This is a genomic window from Mesorhizobium sp. M0923 (assembly GCF_040319365.1).
Taxonomy (GTDB): domain Bacteria; phylum Pseudomonadota; class Alphaproteobacteria; order Rhizobiales; family Rhizobiaceae; genus Mesorhizobium.
The window spans coordinates 33,956-57,475 of sequence record NZ_JAMYNW010000007.1 but is presented as its reverse complement, the minus strand read 5'-3'; the positions used below and the strand labels follow the sequence as shown (position 1 = coordinate 57,475).

The following is a 23,520-nucleotide window of genomic DNA, read 5'->3' as shown; positions in this document are numbered from 1 at the left end:
TTTGCGGTTGCGCCGACCGGCACGCTTTCGTGCCGCAGAGCCCGCGACAGCCGAATTCCGGACCCGCCATACGGAATGGACAGATGAGTACAGTTGCTGAAACCAGTATCACGCTGACGCCGGAGCACGATGCCCGTCCGGGCGCCTCTGTGCGCTCGCGCCTTCAGGACGCGCTGCCGAAGCTCGTGCTAGCGCCAAGCTTTGCCGCCTCCGTCGTCTTCGTCTACGGCTTCATCCTGTGGACGATCTATCTGTCCTTCACCAACTCCAAGACCTTTCCCTCCTACGCCATCACCGGGCCACGCGCCTATCAGCGGCTATGGCGCTGGACCTTCGAAAGCGATCCGCCGTCCAGCTGGTACACGTCGATCACCAATATGGGGATTTTCGGCTTCCTCTATATTTCCATCTGCTTGGCACTCGGCCTGTTCCTGGCGATCCTGCTTGATCAGAAGATCCGCGGCGAAGGCATGTTGCGGCCGATCTATCTCTACCCCATGGCACTGTCCTTCATCGTCACCGGCGTTGCCTGGAAATGGTTTCTCGACCCCGGCCTCGGCCTCGAGCAGACGTTGCACCAGTGGGGCTGGACGAGCTTCCATTTCGACTGGATCAAGAACAAGGATTTCGTCATCTACACGGTGGTCATCGCCGGCGTCTGGCAGGCTTCGGGCTTTATCATGGCGATGTTCCTGGCCGGCCTGCGCGGGATCGACGGCGAGATCATGAAGGCGGCGCAGATCGACGGCGCCACCACCTTCCAGCTCTACCGCCGCATCGTCATTCCGCTGCTGCGGCCGATCTTCCTTTCGGCGTTGATCGTGCTCGCGCATCTCGCCATCAAGTCCTACGATCTGGTCGTCGCGCTGACCAGCGGCGGGCCGGGCGGCTCGGCTTGGCTGCCGTCGAACTTCATGTATGAGTACACCTTCAAGCGCAACGAAATGGCCGTCGGCTCGGCCAGCGCCGTGATCATGCTGATGACCATCACCGCGATCATCGTTCCCTATCTCTATTCCGAGCTCCGGGAGAAGCCGCGATGAGCGCCGTGGCCACTCCTGCTCGCCAGAACACTGGCGGTATCCGCGCCAGGACGGTCAACCGCATCGTCATCTACGGGCTGCTGGCGCTGTTCGCGCTGTTCTACCTGATGCCGCTATTCGTCATGCTGGTGACCTCGTTCAAGACCATGGACGAAATCCAGAACGGCAACATGCTGGCGCTGCCGCAAGCGCCGACTTTCGCACCCTGGATAAGGGCGTGGAGCGAGGTCTGCTCGGGTCTCACCTGCGTCGGCATGAAGGGTTATTTCTGGAACTCGATCAAGATGGTGGTTCCAGCGGTCGTCATCTCGACCCTGCTCGGCGCGCTCAACGGCTATGTGCTGACGAAGTGGCGCTTTCGCGGGGCGACGCTGGTGTTCGGGCTGATGCTGTTTGCCTGCTTCATCCCGTTCCAATCGGTTCTCTTGCCGATGGCAACGATCCTCGGCAGCTTCGGCCGGTTCGGCGTCAAACTGCAGAACGCGACCGGCCTCACCTTCGGCTTCGGCAATCCGACGGTGAACCTGGTGTTCGTCCACGTCGTCTACGGCATCGGCTTCACCACCCTGTTCTTCCGCAATTACTACGAAGCGTTTCCGAATGAATTGGTGAAGGCGGCGCAGATCGACGGCGCCAGCTTCTTCCAGATCTTCCGGCGCATCATGCTGCCCAACTCGCTGCCGATCATCGTGGTGACGGTGATCTACCAGTTCACCAATATCTGGAACGACTTCCTCTTTGCCTCCGCCTATGCCGGCTCCGGCGACGTGATGCCGATGACCGTGGCGCTGAACAACGTCGTCAACACCTCGACCGGCGTCGTCGAATACAACGTCAACATGGCGGCGGCGATGATCGCCGCGCTGCCGACGCTCCTCGTCTATGTGCTCGCCGGCCGCTATTTCGTGCGCGGCCTGATGGCCGGCGCCGTCAAAGGATAATCGCATGGCTTTTCTGGAAATTGACGGGTTGAAGAAGCGTTTCGGAGCGGTCGAGATCCTGAAAGGCATCGATCTCGACCTCGAAAAGGGCGGCTTTCTCGTGCTGGTCGGGCCCTCCGGTTGCGGCAAGTCCACGCTGCTCAACACCATTGCCGGCCTGGAGACCATCACCGAAGGCGAAATCCGCGTCGACGGACGCACGATCAACGATCTCCACCCCTCCAAGCGCGACATCGCGATGGTCTTCCAGAGCTACGCGCTCTATCCGAACATGACGGTCGCCGGCAATATCGCCTTCGGCATGGAGATGCGCGGCGTGCCGGCCGACGAGCGCCAGAAGGCCATCGACAAGGTGGCGAAGGTCCTGCAGATCGGCCATTTGCTGAAGCGCAAGCCAAGCCAGCTTTCCGGCGGCCAGCGCCAGCGCGTCGCCATGGGCCGGGCACTGGTGCGCGATCCAAAGCTGTTCCTGTTCGACGAGCCTTTGTCCAACCTCGACGCCAAGCTGCGCGTCGACATGCGCATCGAGATCAAGCGCCTGCACGCCACCACCGGCACCACCATCGTCTACGTCACGCACGACCAGATCGAGGCGATGACGCTGGCCACCAAGATCGCGGTGATGCGCGACGGCGAGGTGCAGCAGTTCGGTACGCCGGCCGAAATCTATAACAATCCGGTCAACCTGTTTGTTGCTGACTTCATGGGCTCGCCGGCGATGAACCTGATCCCGGCGACGATCGGCAGCAACGGCAGCGGCTTCTCCGTCGTCATGGAGCGCGAGGCGCGCCAGCCGATCTCGCTGCCGCTGGCCAATGCGCCGGCCGGCCTGTCGGCGTTCCAGGGAAAACCGATCATCTTCGGCGTCCGCCCGGAAGCACTGACCGATCCCGAAGGGGCCGAACGCAACGCCTCGAACATCGCCCGCGCCGACTGTCACATCGAGGTCATCGAGCCGGCCGGCTCGGATACGTTCGCGGTCACCAATCTCGGCGGCAAGGCGGTGGTGGCGCGGCTGCGCGCCGACGCCAACATCCAGCCCGGCACGGTCACGCCGCTCGCCTTCAACCTGACCAAGGCGGTGTTCTTCGATCCGGCGACCGAGAGACGCATCGTCTGACGGCCATGACAAATCCAGATATCGTCATCATCGGCTCCGGCATAGGCGGCGCCACGATCGCTTCCGGCCTTGCCGGCGGTGGCGCCTCGATCCTGATGCTGGAGCGCGGCGAACCGCTGCCGGCGACGCCGCATACACGCGACACCCGCGCCATCTTCGTCGATGGCCACTACCGGCCGAAGGAGATGTGGCTCGAGGCCGGGGGTGCCGCGTTCAACCCTGGCAATTACTACTATGTCGGCGGCAATTCGAAATTCTACGGCGCGGTGCTGATCCGCTACCGCAGGCAAGACTTTTCGGAGATGGAGCACTATGGCGGCATCTCGCCGGCCTGGCCGTTTTCCTATGAGGAATTCGAACCCTGGTATTCCAGGGCCGAGCAGCTTTTTCGCGTGCGTGGTGCGCTCGGCGAAGACCCGACCGAGCCGTTCCACTCGACGCCCTACCCTTTCGGCCCGGTACCCGACGAGCCGCCTATCGCGCGTGCGCGCGCCGAGTTGAAGAGCCTGGGCCTGCATCCGGCATCGCTGCCGCTCGGCGTCGACATCGAAGCCTGGCTGAAAGACGGCAGCACGCCGTGGGATGCGTTTCCCAACACCGGCGCCGGCAAGGTCGACGCGCAAACGGGGCCGCTGGCGTCGGCCCTTGCCGACCAGAACATCAAGCTCGAGACCGGCGCGCATGTCGAACATCTCGAAGCATCGCCGGACGCCAGGACGATCGCCGCCGTCCATTATCGACAGAACGGTACGCTGAAGAGCGTCGCGCCGAAGCTGGTCATCCTGTCGGCCGGCGCGGTCAATTCCGCCGCCATCCTGCTGCGTTCGCCTTCCCCCAACGGCAAAGGCGGCGGCAAAGGCCTGGCCAACCGCTCCGACCAGGTCGGCCGCAACTTCATGAACCACAATTCGAGCGCCATGCTGGCGATCGATCCGCGCCGCCGGAACAAATCCGTCTACCAGAAGACGCTGATGCTGAACGACTATTATCTGTCCGACGGCAAGGGCGGCAAGCCGCTCGGCAATGTCCAACTCCTCGGCAAGATCGACGGCAACATCCTCAAGGCCAATGTCAGGCGCGCGCCCAAATTCGCGCTCGATTTCATGGCCGGCCGCGCCGTCGACTGGTATCTGATGTGCGAGGACCTGCCCGATCCCGAGAGCCGCATCATGGTCGACGGCAAGGACATCGTCATGCAGTGGCGGCGCTCCAACATGCAGTCGCTCGACGGGCTGACCAAGGTGATGCGCGAGAATTTCCGCGCCTGCGGCTATCCGATCGTCCTGTCGCGGCCGTTCGACAAGCGCACGCCCTCGCACCAGTGCGGCACGGTGAAGATGGGCAATGACCCGGCGACCTCGCCGCTCGACCCATTCTGCCGCTCCTTCGACCACAGCAATTTGTTCGTCGTCGATGCCGGCTTCCTGCCGAATTCGGCCGCCGTCAATCCGGCGCTGTCGATCGCCGCACAGGCGCTGCGCGTCGCCGACCACATCCGCAAGACGGAGCTCGCAACATGAGCCGCCCGGCAGCGATCGTCACCGGCGGCGCGCGCGGCATCGGCCTTGCCTGCGCCGAGGCGCTGGCCAGCGCCGGCTTCGACATCCTCGTCGCCGACCTTGCCAACGAAGCCGCCGACGGGCTCGCCGCCGACATCACCGGGCGCGGCGCGAAGTTCGCCTATGTCAGCGGCGACATCGCCGACCTCGACGACCATGCAGCGCTGATCGATGCCGCGACAAGCGCCTTCGGCCGCATCGACTGCCTGGTCAACAATGCTGGCATCGGCACCGTCCTGCGCGGCGACCTGCTTGAACTCAAGCCGGAAAATTTCGACCGAGTGCTCAGCATCAATCTGCGCGGCACCGTATTCCTCAGCCAGGCCGTTGCCAAAGCGATGCTCGACTTGCCGAGCGATGGTGCGAGGTCGATCATCACCATCACTTCGGTCAGTGCCGCCATGGCCTCGCCGGAACGCTCCGATTACTGCATTTCCAAGGCCGGGCTTTCGATGTGGGTGAAGAACCTGGCGCTGCGGCTTGCCGCCGAAAACATCGCCGTGTTCGAAGTGCGGCCGGGCATCATCCGCACCGACATGACCGCGGGTGTCACCGCCAAATATGACGGATTGATCGACGGCGGCCTGGTGCCGGCAATGCGCTGGGGCGAGAGCAAGGATATCGGTGCCGCCGTGGCGGCGCTCGCCGGGGGCAAGCTCGGCTTTTCGACCGGCTCGGTCATCAATGTCGACGGCGCGCTGTCCGTGCCGAGGCTATGAACAGGTGACGCCATGATCGACTACATCCCATGACTGACTACATAATTGTCGGCGCCGGCCCGGCCGGCTGCGTACTCGCCAATCGGCTGAGCGAAGATCCGTCGCATCAGGTGCTGCTGCTCGAAGCCGGCGGCAAGGACTGGCATCCCTTGATCCACATGCCGGCCGGTTTTGCCAAGATGACCAAGGGCATCGCCGCCTGGGGCTGGTCGACGGTGCCGCAAAAGTACATGAACGATCGCGTCTTCCGGTACACGCAGGCCAAGGTGATCGGCGGCGGCTCTTCGATCAACGCCCAGATCTACACGCGCGGCAACGCACGCGACTACGATGCCTGGGAGAAGGAAGAAGGCCTTGCCGGTTGGGGCTATCGCGACGTGCTGCCCTATTTCAAGCGCGCCGAGAACAACCAGCGCTATGCCAACGATTTTCACGGCGACCAAGGCCCGCTCGGCGTATCGAACCCGATCGCGCCGCTGCCGATCTGCGAGGCCTATTTCCGTGCCGGACAAGAGATGGGCATTCCCTTTAATCCCGACTTCAACGGCGCCAGCCAGGAGGGCGTCGGCTACTACCAATTGACGCAGAAGGACGCAAAACGCTCCTCCGCCTCGGTCGCCTATCTCAGGCCGATCCGCGAGCGCAAGAATCTCACCGTCAGGACCGGCGTTCTGGTGACACGCATCGTCGTCGACAAGGGCCGCGCCGTCGGCGTCGAGATCGTCGACGGGCCGGGCGGCCAGCCAACGACCCTGCACGCCGAACGCGAGGTGATCGTCTCGTCCGGCGCCATCGGCTCGCCGAAGCTTCTGATGCAGTCGGGCATCGGCCCGGCCGACCATCTGAAGGCGGTCGGCGTGACGCCGGTGCACGATTTGCCCGGCGTCGGCTCCAATCTGCAGGATCATCTCGACCTGTTCGTCATCGCCGAATGCACCGGCAACCACACCTATGACAACTACGCCAAGCTGCACTGGACGGCGTGGGCCGGCCTGCAGTATCTTCTCCTGAAGAAGGGCCCCGTGGCCTCCAGCCTGTTCGAGACCGGCGGCTTCTGGTACGCCGATCCGACCGCCGCCTCTCCCGATATCCAGCTGCATCTCGGCCTCGGCTCCGGCATCGAGGCCGGCATCGAGAAGCTGAACAATCCGGGCGTGACACTGAACTCGGCCTTCCTGCGCCCGCGCTCGCGCGGCACGGTGCGGCTGAACAGTGCCGACCCGGCCGACCGCCCGCTGATCGATCCGAACTATTGGTCCGATCCCTGTGACCGCGACATGTCGATCAAGGGGCTGAGGCTGGCGCGCGAGATCATGCGGCAGAAGGCGCTGCAGCCCTACGTGCTGCGCGAGGTACTACCGGGACCCGACCTGCAGACCGGCGACGAACTGTTCGACTACGCCTGCCGCAGTTCCAAGACCGACCACCACCCGGTCGGCACCTGCCGCATGGGCCACGATGCGATGAGCGTGGTAACGCCCGATCTCAAGCTGCGCGGCATCGAGGGCCTGCGCGTCTGCGACGCCTCGGTGATGCCGCGCATCCCCTCCTCCAACACCAACGCGCCGACGATCATGGTAGGCGAAAAGGGCGCCGATCTGATCCTTGGCCGGGAGCCGCTGCCGCCGGCGGTGTTTTCCACCAACCGAGCGGCATGAGGGACAAAGAATGATCAGGCACTGTGTTTTCGTCAGATTCCGCAACGATGTCGCCATCGCCGAGCGCGCGGCAATCCATGGCGATCTCGAAGCGTTGCGGCCGGTGATCGACGGCATGGGCAAGGTCGAGTTCAGCGCCAACACCAGCCCAGAACCCTTCGCCCGCGGCTTCACGCACGGCTTCACCATCGACTTTCGCGATGCGGCGGCACGCGATGCCTATCTGGAGCATGAAGCGCACCAGCGAGCCGGCGCGAGACTGGTCGCGGCGCTCGAAGGTGGCACGGACGGGCTGATAGTGTGCGACCTGGAGATCGCGTGACTATCCCAGTCTCAGCGCAACGACGCCGGCGACGATGCTAAGCACCGCAGCACCTCGCCATGCCGTCATCTTCTCGCCGAGCGCGAACACCGAGATCATCATGGCGAACAGGATCGATGTTTCGCGCAGCGACGCCACCGAGGCGATCGGAGCCTTGGTCATCGCCCACATCACGATCCAGTAGGCGCCGCCGCTGAGCACGCCGGTATAGATTCCCGCCTTCCAGTCGCGCGCCAGCACCGGCAGCGCCCGTGGGCCGCGAAAGACGACGCACAGCACCAGCGCCCACAGCGCGTCGCAGACGAACAGCCAGGCCGCATAACTCGACGCGGTGGCGGCGAGCCGCGCGCCGCTGCCGTCCGACAGCGTATAGCTGGCGATGAAGATCGATGTGCCCAGCGCGAAGCCGACGGCGCGCAGGTTCAACTTCTCCAGATGCGCGCCGCCGCGAAACGACAGCACCAGCGTGCCCGCCGACAACAAGACGATGCCGACGATAGCGAGCGGCGCCGGCATCTCGGCCACAACCACAATGCCCCCCAAAGCAGCCAATAGCGGCGCGGTGCCGCGCGCCAGCGGATAGGTCTGGGCGAAATCGCCGGCCTTGTAGGCACCGATCAGGAACGTCCTGTAGCCCATGTGGAAGACAACCGAGGCGAGGATGTATGGCCACACTTCCGGCTTCGGCACCTCGACGAAAGGCAACGTCACCAGCGCGGCGGCACCCATGCCGGCCGTCATCAGCGTAATCGACAGGAAACGGTCGAGATGGACCTTGACCAGCGCGTTCCAGATCGCATGCATGGCCGCAGCGGCAAGCACCGCGAAAAAGACAAACAGGCTCATCGGCGGCTCATCCGCCGCCGATCCCGGTGGCTACCGGCGCTTCCATGTCGATATCGACCCAGAGCGGAAAATGATCGGAGGCGATTTGGCCGACATCGGCACTGACCGAACGCACGCGCCCGGCAAACATGCCGCCGACGAAGCAATGGTCGAGCCGGCGCTTTGCTACTCTGCCGTCGATGGTCTTCACATGGGTATGGAAATCCGTTGTCGGTTCCATGGCGACGGCGGCGGCATCGACAAAACCGTCGAGATAGGCGGCACCGCGATGATAGGGCGCGCTGCCGGCGATGCGGCGGTACTCGGCGCTGCCCGGCTCCATGTTGAAGTCGCCCATCCAGATCGCCGCCAGCGGGCTTTCCGGCTCCTGTTCGCCATTGCTCCAGTTGCGCGCCGGCTCATCGTCGGCACCGCTCCATGGCCCGCCCTCGGACGGCGCCCGGTGATGCTCGGCGAGCAGGTATTCGATCTGCTCCAGCCGCTCCTCGGCGGCAATATGTGCCAGATGCAGCGACAGCACCCGCACCGGGCCGGCAGGGGTGCGGATCATGCACTCGAGTGCGGCATTGCGGGTGTTGAGCGGCCGCAGCGTGCGCCTGAGCGGCAGCGTGTGCAGCCGCGACCAGGCGATCGGCAGCTTCGACAGAAGCATGGTGCCGAATTGCCGCCGCCGGTTGACGATGCGGCCTTCACGCCGTCGGCTGGCATCCATGTCGAAGGCCGGGCCATAGACCCAATGGTAGTCGGGCAGCAATTGCGAAAGAAGTTCCGGCTGGTCGTCCTCGTTGCTGCGCAACCAGTGCCGCTCCACTTCCTGTAAGGCGATGATGTCGGCGCCGGCAACGACCTTGGCGCAGCGCGCCAGATCGTAGCGGCCATCGCTGCCGAAGCCGTACTGGATGTTGTAGCTGACCAGCTTCATTGCTTATCCGGCTCAGTTTCCTGCTGGCAGTAGCCGTTCGCTGACAGCCTTGCAATGTGCAGCCGGGCGGAGGGAGCTTGGGCCAGATGCTAATGCTTGTCGCCCAAAAGTGCGCAGCGGTTTTGGGATAACGACATGCATAGAGACAAAAACTTAAAGCGCGTCGCAAGAGGCTGTCCAAACGCGACGCGCTTTAAGTGGTCAGCGGCTGGAACCGACCGGGCGGGGATGCTGCCAGTTCCGACCAGTCGATTTCTTCCTCAAGGCGGTGGTAGGCTTCGTCGCCGATCGTTCCGTCGATGCGCAAACGCTCCAGCGCATCGCGCTGGCTCTTGATGGCATAAAGACGCAATCTGTCATACTCGGTCGCGGCCTGGGCATCCTCCGGGTTTTCGGCGATGGCGCGCTGCGCCGCATATTGCTCTCGCACCGCCCCTGCCGCACTCGATGTCTTGCCGCTCAGCACGTCCAGCGCCGCCTGCATGATGGCGACGCGCGCCTGCGCGACCTCCCGGTCGACGGTCTGGTCGGGGTCGAAATTGAGCAGAAGCAGCAACGGCTTCAGGCTGACGCCTTGCAGCACCAGCGTGCCGAGCACGACAGTGAAAGCGGCGAGCACGATCGGGTCGCGGCCGGGAAAATCGGCCGGCAAGGCGAAGGCTGCCGCAAGCGTCACCAGGCCGCGCATGCCGCACCAGCCGATGAGCACGCCGCCGCGAAATGTCGGAGCGTCTCTCCGCCTGTCCTCATCGCCCAGACGTGCCAGCCTTCTGAGAATCGCGCCACAGCCCAGCACCCAGACCAGCCGCGAGACGATGACGACAGCCAGCACGGCTGCGGCGAAGATGAATGCTTCGACCTGCCCCTGCTCAGCAAGGCGGCCGACGATCAACCGTGCCTGAAGTCCCATCAGAACGAAGGCCAAGACATTGAGCACGAACACCGCCGTCTCCCAGACCGAGTAGGAACTGACACGATTCCTTGCCGGCATGCGGCGCGGCGACGTACGTGCGATCGTCATGGCATAGACGACGATCGTGATGATGGCGGAAAGCCCTATCCTGTCGGCCAGGATCCAGACGCCGAACGTTGAGGCGAATTGCACCACGGTGCCGCTCGCCGGGTCGTCGATGCGGCCGAGTATCGCGAGAGACAACCGGCCGAGCACATAGCCTGCGGCAAGGCTGCCAACCGTCGACAGCAGGATCATTGGTACGGCACTGCTGAACAGGATGGAGCCGGCGGCTGCGGAAACCGACATCCTGTAGATCAACAGCGCCGTGGCGTCGTTGAGCAGGCTCTCGCCTTCCAGGATGGCGGTGATGCGGTGCGGCACCTTGAACTGTCCGAGCACGGCCGCGGCTGCGACGGCATCGGGCGGCGCCACGATCGCCCCAAGTGCTATGGCCGCGGCAATGGGCAGGCCTGCCATCGTCCAACCGACAAATGCCACGGTCACGGTGGTAAAGATGACGGCGCCGAGCGCCAGCAGGATGAGCGAAACCTTGTAGCGGTTGAGATCGCGCAGCGACGTGTCATAGGCCGCGTCGAGCAGCACCGGCGCGATGAACAGAGCGAGCGCCAGCTCCGGGTCGATCTCGATGGTCGGTGCAAACGGCAGGAAGGCTATGCCGGCGCCGGCCAGCGCCAGCAACGAAGGATAGGGAATCTGCAGACGCCGTGACAACGCCGTCAGGGCGACCGCGGCCAGGAGAAGAACAAGGGTCAGTTCAAAAAGCGCCATGCCCAGTTATAACCGTGAAAAGCGACCGACGGCAGGGGCCTGGACGGTTCGATCATGACTGAGGGCGGTCAGCGAACTGCGGCGGCGCGCTGGAATGCTCCAAGAAGCGCGTCCGCATACATCTGGCGACGCGCCGCATGATCGGCACGCAGCTTTTCGGCCTTTTCATGCGTTCGCGCCGGTCCCTGAGACATGGTGACCATGGCGGACGCTAACGCCACGGCATCGTCGACCGGAAAGAACGTCGCGTTTGGCGCCTGCTCCCGATGAAGGCTGATATCCGAGAGGAGCATCCGTGTGCCGAGCGCCTTGGCTTCCTCGACCGTGGTTGACCAGCCCTCGAACAGCGAAGGATTGATGAGAGCATCGGAAGCAGCGTTGAGGCCGAACACATCCTCGTAAGGCACAAGGCCCAGATGACGGAAATGACCCGACACGCCGGCCTCCCTGGCGCTAGCCAGCAACTGGTCGAAATGTCGGGGATTGCGCGGGTCTTCGGTTCGCCCGGTCAAGATCACGGGGGCAACCTTATCAAGCCCGCCATTTGCCGATATGTGCGCCAATGCTTTGATCACAAGCCCATGGTTCTTGTGCGACCAGAACTGGTTCGGTAGGTAGAAATAACGCTGCGGCAGTTCATACCGTGCGATCACCTCCGCCTGCCTTGCTATATGCGGGGCCGGATCAAGATCGATTGCAAACCGAACGACCGCCGTCTTGCCGCGTGCTGCGGGATAATACGTCTCGCAGTCCCGCCTGGCGTCATCGCTCGACAACAGGATGATGCGTTTGCCGGACGTCTGCAGACGGTATCCCAAATCGCGACGCCACCACATGGAGCGCGAGAACAGGTGTGGCAAGTGTCGGTGCTGGAAGTCAGGAATCCACGATACGACAGAAATCGGAAAACGGTTGCCGTAGAACTGCGCCGGCTCGAACACCACGTCGACGCCTTCGTGGCTTAGTATCCGTGCCGCATCGGCGTCGCTGCCGCTGGCCAGCGCCCGGATGGCGTTGCGACCGCGGCCAAAATCAGCAACCTTCGCATCGACGATCGGCGGCGCGGCCAGGAAAGCATCCATCGATGTGCCGATCTTTTCTGCCTGCGCCGGAGTTAAGAACAGCTTGGCCTGCAACTTCCCGGCCAATTCGCTGGAAATAACGCCGAGCATGTTGCGCAGGTAGGTCTCCCCACCTGACCAGTTGCCTCGGCCGATGAGCGTGAAGCCCGCGGTAATCATCTTCGCCCCTCGATGCCTCAGCCTGCCTTTCTGAAAGGAAACCCGCGCACGATATCGGCCACGGCGGCTGGAAGTTCGATCTTGGCGGACCAGCCAACTCGATTTCCGATCTTGTCCACCTTGGCCAGTTGCGTTGCGCGGTCGACCCTGCGTAAGCGCGCCTTGTCCTCGACGATCTCGATATCGACCTTCATCGCCGCTCCGATCAGGCGAACAAGCTCCTCCACCGATGCGTCCCTGCCGGAACCGATATTCATGACATCGAAACTCGCCTCACCAGTGTCGCCGGCCAAAGCCGCCACCCCGGCAGCGGTATCCTCCGCATGGATGTAGTCGCGCCGCGGTTTCAGATTGCCCAATGCGATCCTGGCCTGGCCCTTGGCATTGTAGAGCTGGTTGAGAATATCGGGAATGAGATGCGCATTGGGGTCGTCATGGCCGATAGTGTTGAAGATGCGCGCCACACGCCCCCTCCCGCCGGTCCTGTCGGCCCAGAAACGAAGCTGGCTTTCATTGGTCAGCTTGGACAGAGCATAGTTGTCGCAAGGCCAGGTCCTGGTCGCATCCTCGTCGAGCGGGGCATCGACCCAGTCGTACACCGCGCCGCTGGACGCCAGCACGACCGTTCCGACACCAGCCTTTTCAGCAGCATCGAGGACGATTTCGGTGCCGACCACGTTCACGTCCAACGCATAGGCGCGCTGTCGCTCGCATGTCGGAATGTGGTGAATAGCCGCCAGGTGGATAATGGTGTCGGGCTTGAAACCCTCAGCCAACTCTACCATCCCACTCTTGTCGCGGATGTCGATCTCCCGCGTCTCGCATCCGTCCATGTCAGGCATCGGCATGCCGACCGAAAGATTATCGGCGATCAACACCCGAGCGCCGTCCTTGGCGAGATTTCGCGCGCACCGCCAGCCTATGAAACCAGCTCCGCCCGTAACGAGGACGCGTTGGGGATTCGTCATCAGGATTTCTCTCCGGCTATCTGAAGTTCACAAGGGCATGGCAGCCGGGGCGGACGGATCATCGCGCGGCCGGCAGAGCACCATGAGGGAAAAGCCGCCCAGCAGCAGCGCGCTGGTAGCGGGGGCAACGCTGCCTATCAGTTTGCGCACTGGATTGAGCAATTTGGTGCGCAGAGGCCTCGTGGAAACGTTGGCTTCGCCCGCCACGTCGGTAAAGTGCCAATCGACCACCGTGTAACCCGTGTCCTCAAGCGTCGCAAGCGCGGTCTCGCGCGTGAAATAATGGAGATGCCCCACCTTCTGACGTGCGTGCATGTAAGCTCGCCGAACCAGTCCCTGGACGTGAAGGTCCAAAGGAATATGAAAAACGTGATAGCGGCCGTGCGGGCGCAGTGCCCGCAAAAAGCCCATATAGTCTTCGACATGTTCGAAGACGTCGATCAGCATGACAAGGTCATGCACTGACTTGGTCGCCAGAAAATCCTCGTGGTGGAAGATCGCGCCAGACGCCTTTTGCAGCGGCCAGAGTTTTGCTGCGTCTTCGGAAATATCGTATCCATGAATAGGTCTGCCCGGATATTGCGCGGCCAATTTGCCGACGATGCCGCCGCTGCCGCAGCCGACCTCGACGGCGTCGCGCCAGACAACATTGTTGCGCTCCAGGATGTTTGCGATCTCGCGCGCCTTCCAGGCTGTATCGGCCAGATGCCAGTCAGGATTGTTGGCAAGGTACTGACTGTCCGAGTAGATGTCAGCCGCGGTATCAGTGACTGTTATCGGCCGCGCTTCTTCGACCCCTTTAGCCGACATCACGATCTTCCTTTTCACAAATGAACGATACCAGGTGACCGGCTTCGACGACATCAATGCGCGTACCGGTGTTTCTGGCGGGCGCCCGAATCGCATCAGTTCCGGTCAACGCGCTAGGGTCCGGCTCAACCGCCGTGACCTGCCATCCATCGGCCGCCGACGCAAGAGACAGGGTTCCATTGCCCACCCCGAGATCAAAGGCTCGCCCAAGCTGCTTCGGCAAATTGCGGCGCAACTCGGCACTTCCATGATAGCGGCGCGCCGGCATCGATTTCAGTTGATGGAAATACGCTGCGCGCGCCAAGTCGGCCTGTTCCGGATGACCAGGCAACCTGCGCACAGCGTCTTCAGAGTCCAGGAAATTGCTGGAGCCCATCAGCCAAAATGTCCCAAACTGCAGGTCACAAAACCGGCTGCAGACAATTCCAATTCAAGGATCAATCTTCACTCCCCAGCGGGTTTCCCTTGGCGGTCTGCTTGTCTCTTTTGACGCATGAGATTGACCGCGATTGCAACATTCCTGACTAAATGTGGAGCACAGGAAATCACACCGTCGCGACCTCCGTATATTCGTCCGATCGACAATTGTCACGCTACCAAGCTTGGGTCTGAGCAGATCCGGTTCTTTTGCTCGCGCCGAGGCAAATCCGCCTGTCTATTGGCGGATCGCCTGAAGGCGATCCCAGGAAAATGTGGAACAGTTTTTCCAGAACTGCCTCAATGCAGCACAAGCATGTCGCCGGACGAGAACGAAATCTCGGCCTTTTCGCCGACTGCAGGCGGCGGCGTTGCCGGGCTGTTGAATGTGTCTAGCGAGACCGTGCTGCCGCCGATGCCGACGCGCACCCGGATCACCGAACCGAGGAAATGCACCTCGGCGATTTCACCCGAAAGGCTGGAGTCGCGGCCGGGGTGGCGGCCGAGCGAGATCGCCTCGGGCCGCAACGCCAGCGACAGCGTGTCCCCGGACTTCGAGCCGTTGAGCTTGCCCTTGAGCGAGACCTCTTGCGAGTTGACGCGCACCTTGCCCGAAGCCGCGTCGGTGACCGTGCCTTCCAGCACGTTCAGCGTGCCGACGAAATTGGCGACGAATTTGGTTGCCGGTCGGTTGTAGATCTCGAACGGCGTGCCGACTTGCTCGGCCTTGCCGCCATACATCACAGCGATGCGGTCGGAAATCGACAGCGCCTCTTCCTGATCGTGGGTGACGAAGATGGTGGTGATGCCGAGCTTCTTCTGGATCGAGCGGATTTCCTCGCGCAGCGATACGCGCACCTTGGCATCGAGCGCCGACAACGGCTCGTCGAGCAGCAGGAGCTTCGGCTTCGGCGCGATGGCCCGCGCCAGCGCGATACGCTGCTGCTGGCCACCGGAGAGCTGATAGGGATAGCGATCGCCCATCTGCGGCAGCTTGATGAGGTCGAGCATCTCGGCAACGCGCCTGTCGGCATCGGGCTTGGGCATGCCCGCGACCTTCAGCCCGAAGCCGATGTTCTGCGCCACGGTCAGATTCGGAAACAGCGCGTAAGCCTGGAACACCATGCCGACATTGCGCTGGTTGGGCTTGAGCCGGGTGATGTCCTTGCCGGCCACCACGATCTTGCCGGCGCTCGGCTCCTCGAAGCCGGCGACCATGCGCAGCACCGTCGTCTTGCCGCAGCCCGATGGCCCGAGGAAGGAGACGAATTCGCCCGGCTCGACGTCGAGGTTGAAATCCTGCACCACGGTGGTGGCGCCGAAGGATTTTTGCACCTGCTGTATTGAGAGGAATGGCTCGGCCATGACTTTTTCTTTCGATCAGTTCGGGCGGTTTGCCGATTTCGGCGCGAAGCGCGACAGGATCTGGATCAGCGACATGCAGCCCCAGGTGATGGCGAACGAAATGATCGCCAGTGCCGACGGCTCATAGGCACTGTTGGCGCCGATGTTCTGCAGATAGGGGCCGAAGGCTGGGCGATTCAACAGCGAGGCCATGGTGAACTCGCCGATGACGATGGCAAAACTCAGGAACGCGCCGGATAAGACGGCGATCAGTACGTTCGGCAGGATGATGCGGGCGATGATGGTGGTCCAGCCGGCGCCGAGGATTTGTGCGGCTTCGGTGAGCGTTCTGACGTCGATGGTCCTGAGACCGGTATCGACCGCCCGGTACATATAAGGCAGCGCCAGCACTGCATAGCCGATGACCAGCAGAACATCGGTGCCGCGCGCTGTCGCCAGGAAAGGCAGCGTTGAATTCGAACCGAACATTCTGATGTAGCCGAAGACGATGACGATAGCGGGAATAACCAGCGGCAGCAGAGTGATGAACTCTATGAGCGGCCGCAGATTCGGTAGCCGCAGCCGAATCCAGTAGGCCGTCGGGACAACGAGGAGCACGCCCAAAAGAATGGTGAAAACCGCCACAACGACGGAGTAGGTAAATGTCGTCTGGAAATTCGGATCTTCGAAGACTGAGCGGTAGGCGTCAAGGGAGTATTCCCCGCGCCGCTTACGCAAGGAGAATTCAAAGGTCGCCAAAAGCGGCAGGACAAAATAGGCGGTTCCCACGCCAAAAACGAGCCAAGCCCAAAAGCGGCTGCCTTGCTTCATTTCAGCCACCGCTCGGCTCGCCGTTGGAACAAGATATAGAAGAGGTTGGCCAAGCCGGTGATGACTATCATGCCGAATGCAAGCGCGTAGCCTAGATTCGGATTGTAAAGCACGTCGCCGCGAATCTGCGCGAACAGCTGGATGGGCACGATGTTGAGTGACGGCCCCGTCAGTGCATAGGCTGTTGCGACCGCCCCGAACGCGTTGGCAAAGAGGAGGACCGTCGTACCGAGAAAACTCGGCCATAAGACCGGGATGACCACCATGCGCCAATATTGCCAATTGCTTGCGCCGAGCGTGGCGGCAGCTTCACCCCATTCCTTCTTCAGCCCATCGACCGCCGGCGTGATGATGACAATCATCAATGGAATCTGGAAATAAAGGTAGGTGAGGATTAGGCCCCAAAACGAAAAGATACTGAAGCCGAGCGAATAGATGTTGATGCCGAAAATGTCTCGCAACAGGATTGTCGCCACTCCGAGCCGACCTAGCGTCGCGATGAACGAGAATGCCAGCGGCACGCCGGCGAAATTCGAGGCGACGCCCGAGAAGGTCAAGGTCGCCGAGCGTAACCACGACGGCAAACCTCCGCGAACGACTGCCACGGCCATTGCCAGGCCGATCAAGGCGCCAAGGATCGCAGAAACAAAGCTGATCTGAATGGATACCCAATAGGCCGCCGCGAGCTTGGGTTGCGACAACGCTATGATGTTATCGAGCGTATAGTCGCCAGCTGCATTTTTGAACGCGCCCGCGACCAGCCCTACCGTGGGCAAGATCAGAAAGAGCAGCGCGAAAATGAAGAACGGAGTTACGCCTAACCAATGCAGTGGCAGCCGAAGGCGGCTGATCTCCGGCGCGCCAGGACTGACGCTGGCTGTCTGGGACATTGTGGAATCTGCCATGGAGTTCCCGAAGTTGGCATAGGGCGCCGGGCGGCGAACCGCCCAGCGCCCTATGAATTACTTCACGACGGCGCCAACGATGGCATCCCAGTTCGTGCTGATTTCCTTCTTGGCAGCGTTCTGTTCGTCCAAAGTAGGGAAGACCGCTTTTTCATAGTTCTCGGCGGCCGGCAGCTTGTCCAGCATCTCCTTCGGGATCACGCCCTTCTTGGCGAGATCGTTGAAGCGGATCGGGTGGCAGTAGCCCTTCAGCCAACCGAGCTGGCCTTCGTCCGAATAGAGATACTCCATCCACAACTTGGCGGCATTCGGGTGCGGCGCATAGGCACTGATCGCCTGAACGTAGACGCCTGCGACCACCGCTCCCTTTGGCACGACGATTTCGATTTCCGGATTGCCGGCCATCTTGTCGCGCATGGCAAGCAGGTTGTAGTCCCAGTTCATCACGATCGGCGTCGTGCCCTGGGCGACGGCTGCCGCTTCAGCGTCGACCGGCACGAAGTTGCCGGCATCGTTGAGCTGCTTGAAGAATTGCAGACCCTTGGCGGCGGCGTCCTGGCCGCCGGTACCGCCAGCCGCGAGGCCCGAAGCGTAGACCGACATGACGGCGTTGTTCGACGTGCGCGGGTCACCGGCGAGCGCCACCGAGTTGGCATATTCCGGCTTCTGCAGGTCAGCCCAGTCCTGTGGCGCGTTCTGCACGACGGCTTTGTTCACGCCGAAGGCGAGCACGCCGTAGTAGTCGCCGGTCCAGAAGCCATCGGCATCCTTGGCGCTGTCAGGGATCGTATCCCAGGTCGACACCTTGTAGGGTTGGATCAGGTTATCTGCCTTGGCGGACGGGCCGAAAGACAGGCCGACGTCGATGACATCAGGCGCCTGCGGGCCTTTATTGTCCTTGTTGGCCTTGATCGCCTCGATCTCGTCGCCGGAGCCGGCATCGGGATTGAGTTCGTTGACGGTGATCCCCGGATATTTTGCCTTGAAGCCGGCGATGACGTCGCCATAGCCGCACCAGCTGTGCGGCAGCGCGATCGTGGTGAGCTGGCCTTCCGCCTTGGCTGCGGCGACCAGTTCATCCATGGACTGGGCCGACGAGATGGCAGAGGTCGCCATCAGGGCGACGGCCGAAAGGGAAAGCAGTTTTCCCGTGAATTTGAACATGTGTTCTCTCCGTTGAACTGACGCCGTTGGACGCCTGCGATGCGGTATCGTTTTCGTGTGACAGCCAGATGAAAGCTTTGTGAAAGCGATGCCCTGCAGTACGAAAAAGTAAACTCTTTTTAACCGGCTGTAGCAATCGCTACGCCGTTATTTTTCCGGCTAACTAGTTTCGGCCTTGCCTTTCATCCTTTCCCCCTTTCTTCGCCTCTTTTTTCCCAAATGGATTTGCAATGCTGAAGTTGCCTCAGACGGCGCCGGCGATGGCGTTTTCCAGCAGCGTCAGCGCCGCCTTCTTGGTCAGCTTGACCGGGTTGCCGCCGGCGGTCGGATCGACCACCGCCATGTCGGCGATCAGGCCCTTGCGCTTCTTGTCCATGTCGAGCCCCTTGATCAGGCCGGGCAGCGCGTGCGGCACCTTGAGCTCCTTGCGCAGCTTGACGATCGCCTTGGCAAAGCCGTCGAAACCGCCCTTGATGCCGCAATAGGCGGCGAGCCGGGCGATGCGCGGCTCGATCGCCTCGCGATTGAAGGCCAGCACATAGGGCATGAACACTGCGTTGGTCATGCCGTGGTGGGTGTCGTAGAGCGCGCCGATCGGATGCGACAGCGAATGAATGGCGCCAAGCCCTTTCTGGAAGGCGGCGGCCCCCATGGCGGCGGCGCTCATCATATTGGCGCGGGCGACCAGATCCTTGCCGTTGGCATAGGCTTTCGGCAGGTTTTCGAAGACCAGCCTGATGCCTTCCACGGCGATGCCGTCGGCCATCGGGTGATAGCCCGGCGCGCAATAGGCTTCGAGGCAGTGGGCGAGCGCATCCATACCGGTGCCGGCGGTGATGAAACCGGGCATGCCGACCGACAGTTCCGGATCGGCAATGACGATCGCCGGCAAAAGTTTCGGATGGAAGATGACCTTCTTGGTGTGGGTCGCTTCATTGGTGATGACGCCGGCGCGGCCGACCTCCGAGCCGGTGCCGGCCGTGGTCGGCACCGCGATGATCGGCGCGATCGCATCGGCATCGGCGCGCGTCCACCAGTCGCCGACATCCTCGAAATCCCAGACCGGCCGCGTCTGCCCGGCCTGGAAGGCGATCAGCTTGCCGAGGTCGAGTGCCGAGCCGCCGCCAAAGGCGATGACGCCGTCATGCTTGCCCTTCTTGAACACGGCGATGCCGGCGGTCAGGTTGGAATCGACCGGGTTCGGCTTGACCTCGGAAAACACGCCATACGGCACCTTGGCGTCGTCGAGGATCTTCAGCGTCGAGGCCACCACCGGCAGCTTGGCCAGTCCCGGGTCGGTGACGAACAGCGGCCGCTTGATGCCGGTCGCCGCCAGCACCTCCGGCAGTTCCTTGATGCGTCCGGCGCCGAAGCGGACGGTCGTCGGGTAATTCCATTTGGAAACGAGTTTTGTCATTTCGACCTTCTGACTGCTTTCATGCTCTCGGCTGTTGTTAATTCACAAAGGTATTGGCCACACGGTCTGACCGCATCATGTACGGAATCCAGATGGCTGCGGCCCAGACCGAACGGTAAATGTCGCGCATCGTTTCTTTATCGAACGCATCGTCCAGCGATGGAAAGCTGTCGGGAAAAGCCAGATACCCGGCCCATGAATCGACAACGGAATATATCGGCATCGCGAATGCCCAAATCATGTACCAGCCGGGGAATATCTGCCAGCGCTTGAACATGAAGAACAATAATAGGGCCGGGGCCGTAAGGTTTAGTATGCCGGATATCACCAATTCGACAACAATCAGCACACCTTGGGACAAACTGAAGGCCTGCCAGTTCTGTAACATGCCGAGATAGTCGGTATTGTGCAATTGTACCAACCCTAGTATCGGGGTGAGCATCAACCCGAGCATCGGCAGGACAAGCCAACCGCCGATACCCTCGGGACCTTCACGATCCGGCAGCGCCGATTGTTGCGTATCCGCCATTACTCCCTCTCAACAGCGATCGTTGGCTTGCCGATCGCCACCTTAGATCACCTCGCGCAGATGGTATGATTTCGGCCTGGTCAGATTGTCGTAGCCGATGGCCGACAGTGCCGCGCCCTTGCCGGTGTCCTTGACGCCGGTCCAGACCAGCGCCGGATCGAGATAGTCGCAGCGGTTCATGAACACGGTGCCGGTCTCGACGCGATCGCCGATCGCCGCCGCATGGTCCGTGTCGCGCGTCCAGATCGAGGCCGTCAGCCCATAGGGGCTGTCGTTCATCAGCGCGATCGCCTCCTCGTCGTGGCGCACCTTCATGATACCGACGATCGGGCCAAAGCTTTCCTCGCGCATCACGCTCATCTGGTGGTCGACCTGGGTAAGCACTTCCGGCGCCAGATAGGGCGAGCCTTGCCTGTCGTTAGCCACCTTCATGTCGATGTGCGCCTTGGCGCCCTTGCGTAGCGCCTCCGCCTTTTGCTCGCGGATCAGGTCGGCGAAGCGCGCCTGCGCCATCGGCCCCATAGTGGTCGCCTGGTCGAGTGGATTGCCGACGACGTAGTTCCTGGTCTCGGCGATGAAGCCTTCGACGAATTCGTCGTAGACCTTCTCGTGGACATAGACGCGCTCGATGCCGCAGCAGCACTGGCCGGAATTGAAGAAGGCGCCGTCGACCAGATTGGCAACGGCATGGTCCATCTTGGCATCCGGCAGCACATAGGCCGGATCCTTGCCGCCAAGCTCGAGGCCGAGCGTCATGAAGGTGCCCGCCGCCGCCTTTTCGATGGCGCGGCCGCCGGCGACCGAGCCGGTAAAGTTGACATGGTCGATCTTGCCGGAGCCGAGCAGCCTTTCGGTCTGCGCATGGTTCAGAACGAGGTTCTGGAACAGGCCCTTGGGCAGGCCGGCTCTGTCGAACGCCTGCTGAAACCGTTCGCCGACCAACAATGTCTGTGCCGCGTGCTTGAGGATGACGGCGCTGCCCGCCATCAGCGCGGGCACGATCGTGTTGACGGCAGTGAGATAGGGATAGTTCCACGGCGCGATCACCATGACCACGCCGAGCGGCACCTTCTTCACATAGCGGCGAAAGCCGTGCTTCGGGTTGGAAGCCATGACCGGCTTCAGTGCCGCCTCGGCGATCTCGACCATGTAGCTGACGCGTTCCTTGACGCCGCCGAACTCACCGCCATAACGCACCGGCCGGCCCATCTGCCAGGCGATCTCCGGCACGATCTCGTCGCTCATGGCGACCAGCGCTTCCAGCATGGCAAGCATGTACTTGCCGCGCTCGACGACCGGCGTCTGCGCCCACTTCTCCTGCGCCGCCTTGGCACGTTCGACCGCGGCACCGATCGCCTGGTCCGTGGCCAGAGGCCGTTCGGCATAGATCGAACCGTCGATGGGGGATTTTATCTTGACCGTTTCGGTCATGCCTTGGGTCCTCACATTCTACAATAATTCTCGTTGGTGACGCCGCTCTAGAAGGGACGAAACACCGGCGTTGGCCCCGTTCTTCACAGAGAGCGGGTAAAGGTGAGGGGCGGGCGGCGCCGACGTTGCCAGGTCATTTAATACCGCTCGAACCCCCTGTGCAGTTCCCAGTCGGTAATCCGGCGGTCGTATTCGAACTGTTCCCAGTGTGCCGTGTGGACGTAATGTTCCAGCACATCGTCGCCGAGTGCCTGCCTCAGCATCTTCGATTCCACCAGCGTCGCGGTAGCGTCGCGCAATGTCTTTGGAATTTCAGGCAACTGCGAGGCCTGGTAGGCGTCGCCGACGAAGGGCTTCTGCAGTTCAAGCTTTTCATCGATGCCGGCAAGCCCGGCCGCGATCAGCGCGGCGAAAGCCAGATAGGGGTTCAAATCGGCACCGCCGATGCGGCATTCCATGCGGATGCCCTTGGTGCCCTCGCCGCAAAGACGGAAACCGGCGGTGCGGTTGTCCTCGCTCCACATGATCTTGGTCGGCGCAAAGGTGCCGGCCTGGAAGCGCTTGTAGGAGTTGATGTAGGGCGCCAGGAACCAGGTGAATTCCTTGGCATATTTGAGCTGGCCGGCCGCCCATTGCTGGCCGAGTGTCGACAGCGTCCACTCAGCATTTTTGTCGTAGAACAACGGCGTCTTGCCGTCGGCGCTCCATAGCGAATTGTGGATGTGGCTGGAATTGCCGGCGAGTCCGTAATTGTACTTGGCCATGAACGAGATCGCCTTGCCTTCGGACTCGGCGATTTCCTTCGCGCCGTTCTTCAGGATGACGTGGCGATCGGCCATGTCGAGCGCCTCGGCATAGCGAACATTGATCTCTTCCTGGCCGGGACCCCACTCGCCCTTGGAATTCTCGATCGGGATGCCGGCCGCCTCCATCTCGTTGCGCAGCCGGCGCATGACGCCCTCTTCCTTGGTGGTGATGCCGATCTGGTAGTCGCCGATATAGGGCGATGCCGTCTCGAGGCCTTGCCAGTGCTTCCTGCGGGCGGAATCGTAGGTCTCGCTGAACAGATAAAATTCGAGCTCGGACGCGAAATAGCCGATATAGCCGCGTTCCTGCAGCCGCTTGACCTGCTTCTTCAGCATGGCGCGCGGCGAATGCGCCAGGTCGTCATGGGTATGGTGGTCGAGCACGTCGCAGATCACCAGCGCCGTCTTCTCCAGCCACGGAATGCGCCGCAGCGTCGCAAGGTCCGGCTTCATGACGAAATCGCCATAACCCTTCGACCAGCTCGCCGCCTTGTAACCGGGCACCGGTTCCATATCGATGTCGGCGGCCAACAGATAGTTGCAGCCATGCGTCTCGTCATGCGCGGAATCGACGAAATACCGGGCCAGGAACCGCTTGCCCGCAAGCCGCCCCTGCATGTCGACGATGCAGGCCAGCACGGTGTCGACCTCGCCGCTGGAGACCGCTTGCTTCAACTGATCGAACGAGAAATTTCCGGCCATTCTTACGGCACTCCAGCGCTAGTCGTTTTGAAAAGGGAATGAAACCATGGCCGGCGCGATGCCGGCCATGGTCATGAGAGA

The 23,520-nt window shown here is 62.1% G+C and carries 22 protein-coding genes; 7 read left to right on the top strand and 15 right to left on the bottom strand.

The features are described from left to right. Positions 1–83 precede the first annotated feature (83 nt). From NKH89_RS14045 to NKH89_RS14015, 7 genes are read left to right on the top strand one after another with little or no spacing between them, the layout of a single operon-like run. Positions 84–1,043 (top strand): carbohydrate ABC transporter permease, encoded by a 960-nt coding sequence (locus NKH89_RS14045; protein WP_023719058.1) that lies wholly within the window; start codon positions 84–86, stop codon positions 1,041–1,043. Then, positions 1,040–1,984 carry a carbohydrate ABC transporter permease gene (locus NKH89_RS14040; protein ID WP_023719057.1) on the top strand — a complete coding sequence of 315 codons (945 nt, stop codon included), beginning with the start codon at positions 1,040–1,042 and terminating at the stop codon, positions 1,982–1,984. The genes NKH89_RS14045 and NKH89_RS14040 overlap by 4 nt, the downstream gene beginning before the upstream one ends. 4 nt (positions 1,985–1,988) lie before the next feature. Beyond that, positions 1,989–3,104 carry an ABC transporter ATP-binding protein gene (locus NKH89_RS14035; RefSeq protein WP_023719056.1) on the top strand — a complete coding sequence of 372 codons (1,116 nt, stop codon included), beginning with the start codon at positions 1,989–1,991 and terminating at the stop codon, positions 3,102–3,104. A 5-nt stretch (positions 3,105–3,109) separates the two neighbouring features. Next, positions 3,110–4,624 carry a GMC oxidoreductase gene (locus NKH89_RS14030; protein ID WP_352481921.1) on the top strand — a complete coding sequence of 505 codons (1,515 nt, stop codon included), beginning with the start codon at positions 3,110–3,112 and terminating at the stop codon, positions 4,622–4,624. Further along, positions 4,621–5,382: a 3-ketoacyl-ACP reductase gene (locus tag NKH89_RS14025; protein ID WP_023719054.1), complete on the top strand. Its 762-nt coding sequence runs from the start codon at positions 4,621–4,623 to the stop codon at positions 5,380–5,382. The genes NKH89_RS14030 and NKH89_RS14025 overlap by 4 nt, the downstream gene beginning before the upstream one ends. A gap of 29 nt (positions 5,383–5,411) precedes the next feature. Further along, positions 5,412–7,040, top strand: a complete 1,629-nt coding sequence (locus NKH89_RS14020) for a GMC family oxidoreductase (RefSeq protein WP_352494696.1) — start codon at positions 5,412–5,414, stop codon at positions 7,038–7,040. A 10-nt stretch (positions 7,041–7,050) separates the two neighbouring features. Further along, positions 7,051–7,362, top strand: a complete 312-nt coding sequence (locus NKH89_RS14015; RefSeq protein ID WP_023719052.1) for a Dabb family protein — start codon at positions 7,051–7,053, stop codon at positions 7,360–7,362. Here NKH89_RS14015 and NKH89_RS14010 read toward each other — a convergent pair whose 3' ends face one another. From NKH89_RS14010 to NKH89_RS13940, 15 genes are all read right to left on the bottom strand, one after another. Next, positions 7,363–8,208, bottom strand: coding sequence for an EamA family transporter (locus tag NKH89_RS14010; RefSeq protein ID WP_023719051.1), 846 nt, complete (start codon positions 8,206–8,208; stop codon positions 7,363–7,365). 7 nt (positions 8,209–8,215) lie between these two features. Further along, the gene (locus tag NKH89_RS14005) at positions 8,216–9,130 is read right to left on the bottom strand and encodes an endonuclease/exonuclease/phosphatase family protein (RefSeq protein WP_352494695.1); all 915 of its coding nucleotides are present in this window, start codon (positions 9,128–9,130) and stop codon (positions 8,216–8,218) included. Positions 9,131–9,323: 193 nt separating this feature from the next. Beyond that, positions 9,324–10,874, bottom strand: coding sequence for a cation:proton antiporter (locus NKH89_RS14000; RefSeq protein ID WP_352494694.1), 1,551 nt, complete (start codon positions 10,872–10,874; stop codon positions 9,324–9,326). A 68-nt stretch (positions 10,875–10,942) separates the two neighbouring features. Beyond that, positions 10,943–12,115 carry a glycosyltransferase family 4 protein gene (locus NKH89_RS13995; protein WP_023719048.1) on the bottom strand — a complete coding sequence of 391 codons (1,173 nt, stop codon included), beginning with the start codon at positions 12,113–12,115 and terminating at the stop codon, positions 10,943–10,945. 17 nt (positions 12,116–12,132) lie between these two features. Further along, the gene (locus NKH89_RS13990) at positions 12,133–13,083 is read right to left on the bottom strand and encodes an NAD-dependent epimerase/dehydratase family protein (RefSeq protein ID WP_352909133.1); all 951 of its coding nucleotides are present in this window, start codon (positions 13,081–13,083) and stop codon (positions 12,133–12,135) included. A gap of 27 nt (positions 13,084–13,110) precedes the next feature. Then, positions 13,111–13,947 (bottom strand): class I SAM-dependent methyltransferase, encoded by an 837-nt coding sequence (locus NKH89_RS13985; protein WP_198030481.1) that lies wholly within the window; start codon positions 13,945–13,947, stop codon positions 13,111–13,113. Then, the gene (locus NKH89_RS13980; protein WP_023719046.1) at positions 13,883–14,269 is read right to left on the bottom strand and encodes a class I SAM-dependent methyltransferase; all 387 of its coding nucleotides are present in this window, start codon (positions 14,267–14,269) and stop codon (positions 13,883–13,885) included. The genes NKH89_RS13985 and NKH89_RS13980 overlap by 65 nt, the downstream gene beginning before the upstream one ends. 341 nt (positions 14,270–14,610) lie before the next feature. Beyond that, positions 14,611–15,675, bottom strand: coding sequence for an ABC transporter ATP-binding protein (locus NKH89_RS13975; protein WP_023719045.1), 1,065 nt, complete (start codon positions 15,673–15,675; stop codon positions 14,611–14,613). 15 nt (positions 15,676–15,690) lie between these two features. Then, a complete protein-coding gene (locus NKH89_RS13970) occupies positions 15,691–16,485 on the bottom strand; it encodes an ABC transporter permease (protein ID WP_352909132.1) in 795 nt (264 codons plus the stop codon). Next, positions 16,482–17,375: an ABC transporter permease gene (locus NKH89_RS13965; protein WP_352494690.1), complete on the bottom strand. Its 894-nt coding sequence runs from the start codon at positions 17,373–17,375 to the stop codon at positions 16,482–16,484. The genes NKH89_RS13970 and NKH89_RS13965 overlap by 4 nt, the downstream gene beginning before the upstream one ends. Before the next feature lie 72 nt (positions 17,376–17,447). Further along, positions 17,448–18,554, bottom strand: a complete 1,107-nt coding sequence (locus NKH89_RS13960) for an ABC transporter substrate-binding protein (RefSeq protein WP_352909130.1) — start codon at positions 18,552–18,554, stop codon at positions 17,448–17,450. 244 nt (positions 18,555–18,798) lie between these two features. Beyond that, the gene (locus tag NKH89_RS13955; RefSeq protein WP_023719041.1) at positions 18,799–19,971 is read right to left on the bottom strand and encodes an iron-containing alcohol dehydrogenase; all 1,173 of its coding nucleotides are present in this window, start codon (positions 19,969–19,971) and stop codon (positions 18,799–18,801) included. Positions 19,972–20,008: 37 nt separating this feature from the next. After that, positions 20,009–20,500 (bottom strand): DUF2569 domain-containing protein, encoded by a 492-nt coding sequence (locus tag NKH89_RS13950; RefSeq protein ID WP_352494688.1) that lies wholly within the window; start codon positions 20,498–20,500, stop codon positions 20,009–20,011. A gap of 42 nt (positions 20,501–20,542) precedes the next feature. Beyond that, positions 20,543–21,931 (bottom strand): aldehyde dehydrogenase family protein, encoded by a 1,389-nt coding sequence (locus tag NKH89_RS13945; protein WP_352494687.1) that lies wholly within the window; start codon positions 21,929–21,931, stop codon positions 20,543–20,545. Between the two features lie 137 nt (positions 21,932–22,068). After that, on the bottom strand, positions 22,069–23,439 hold the full coding sequence (locus tag NKH89_RS13940) for a glutamine synthetase family protein (protein ID WP_352494686.1): 1,371 nt from the start codon (positions 23,437–23,439) through the stop codon (positions 22,069–22,071). Positions 23,440–23,520: the final 81 nt, after the last annotated feature.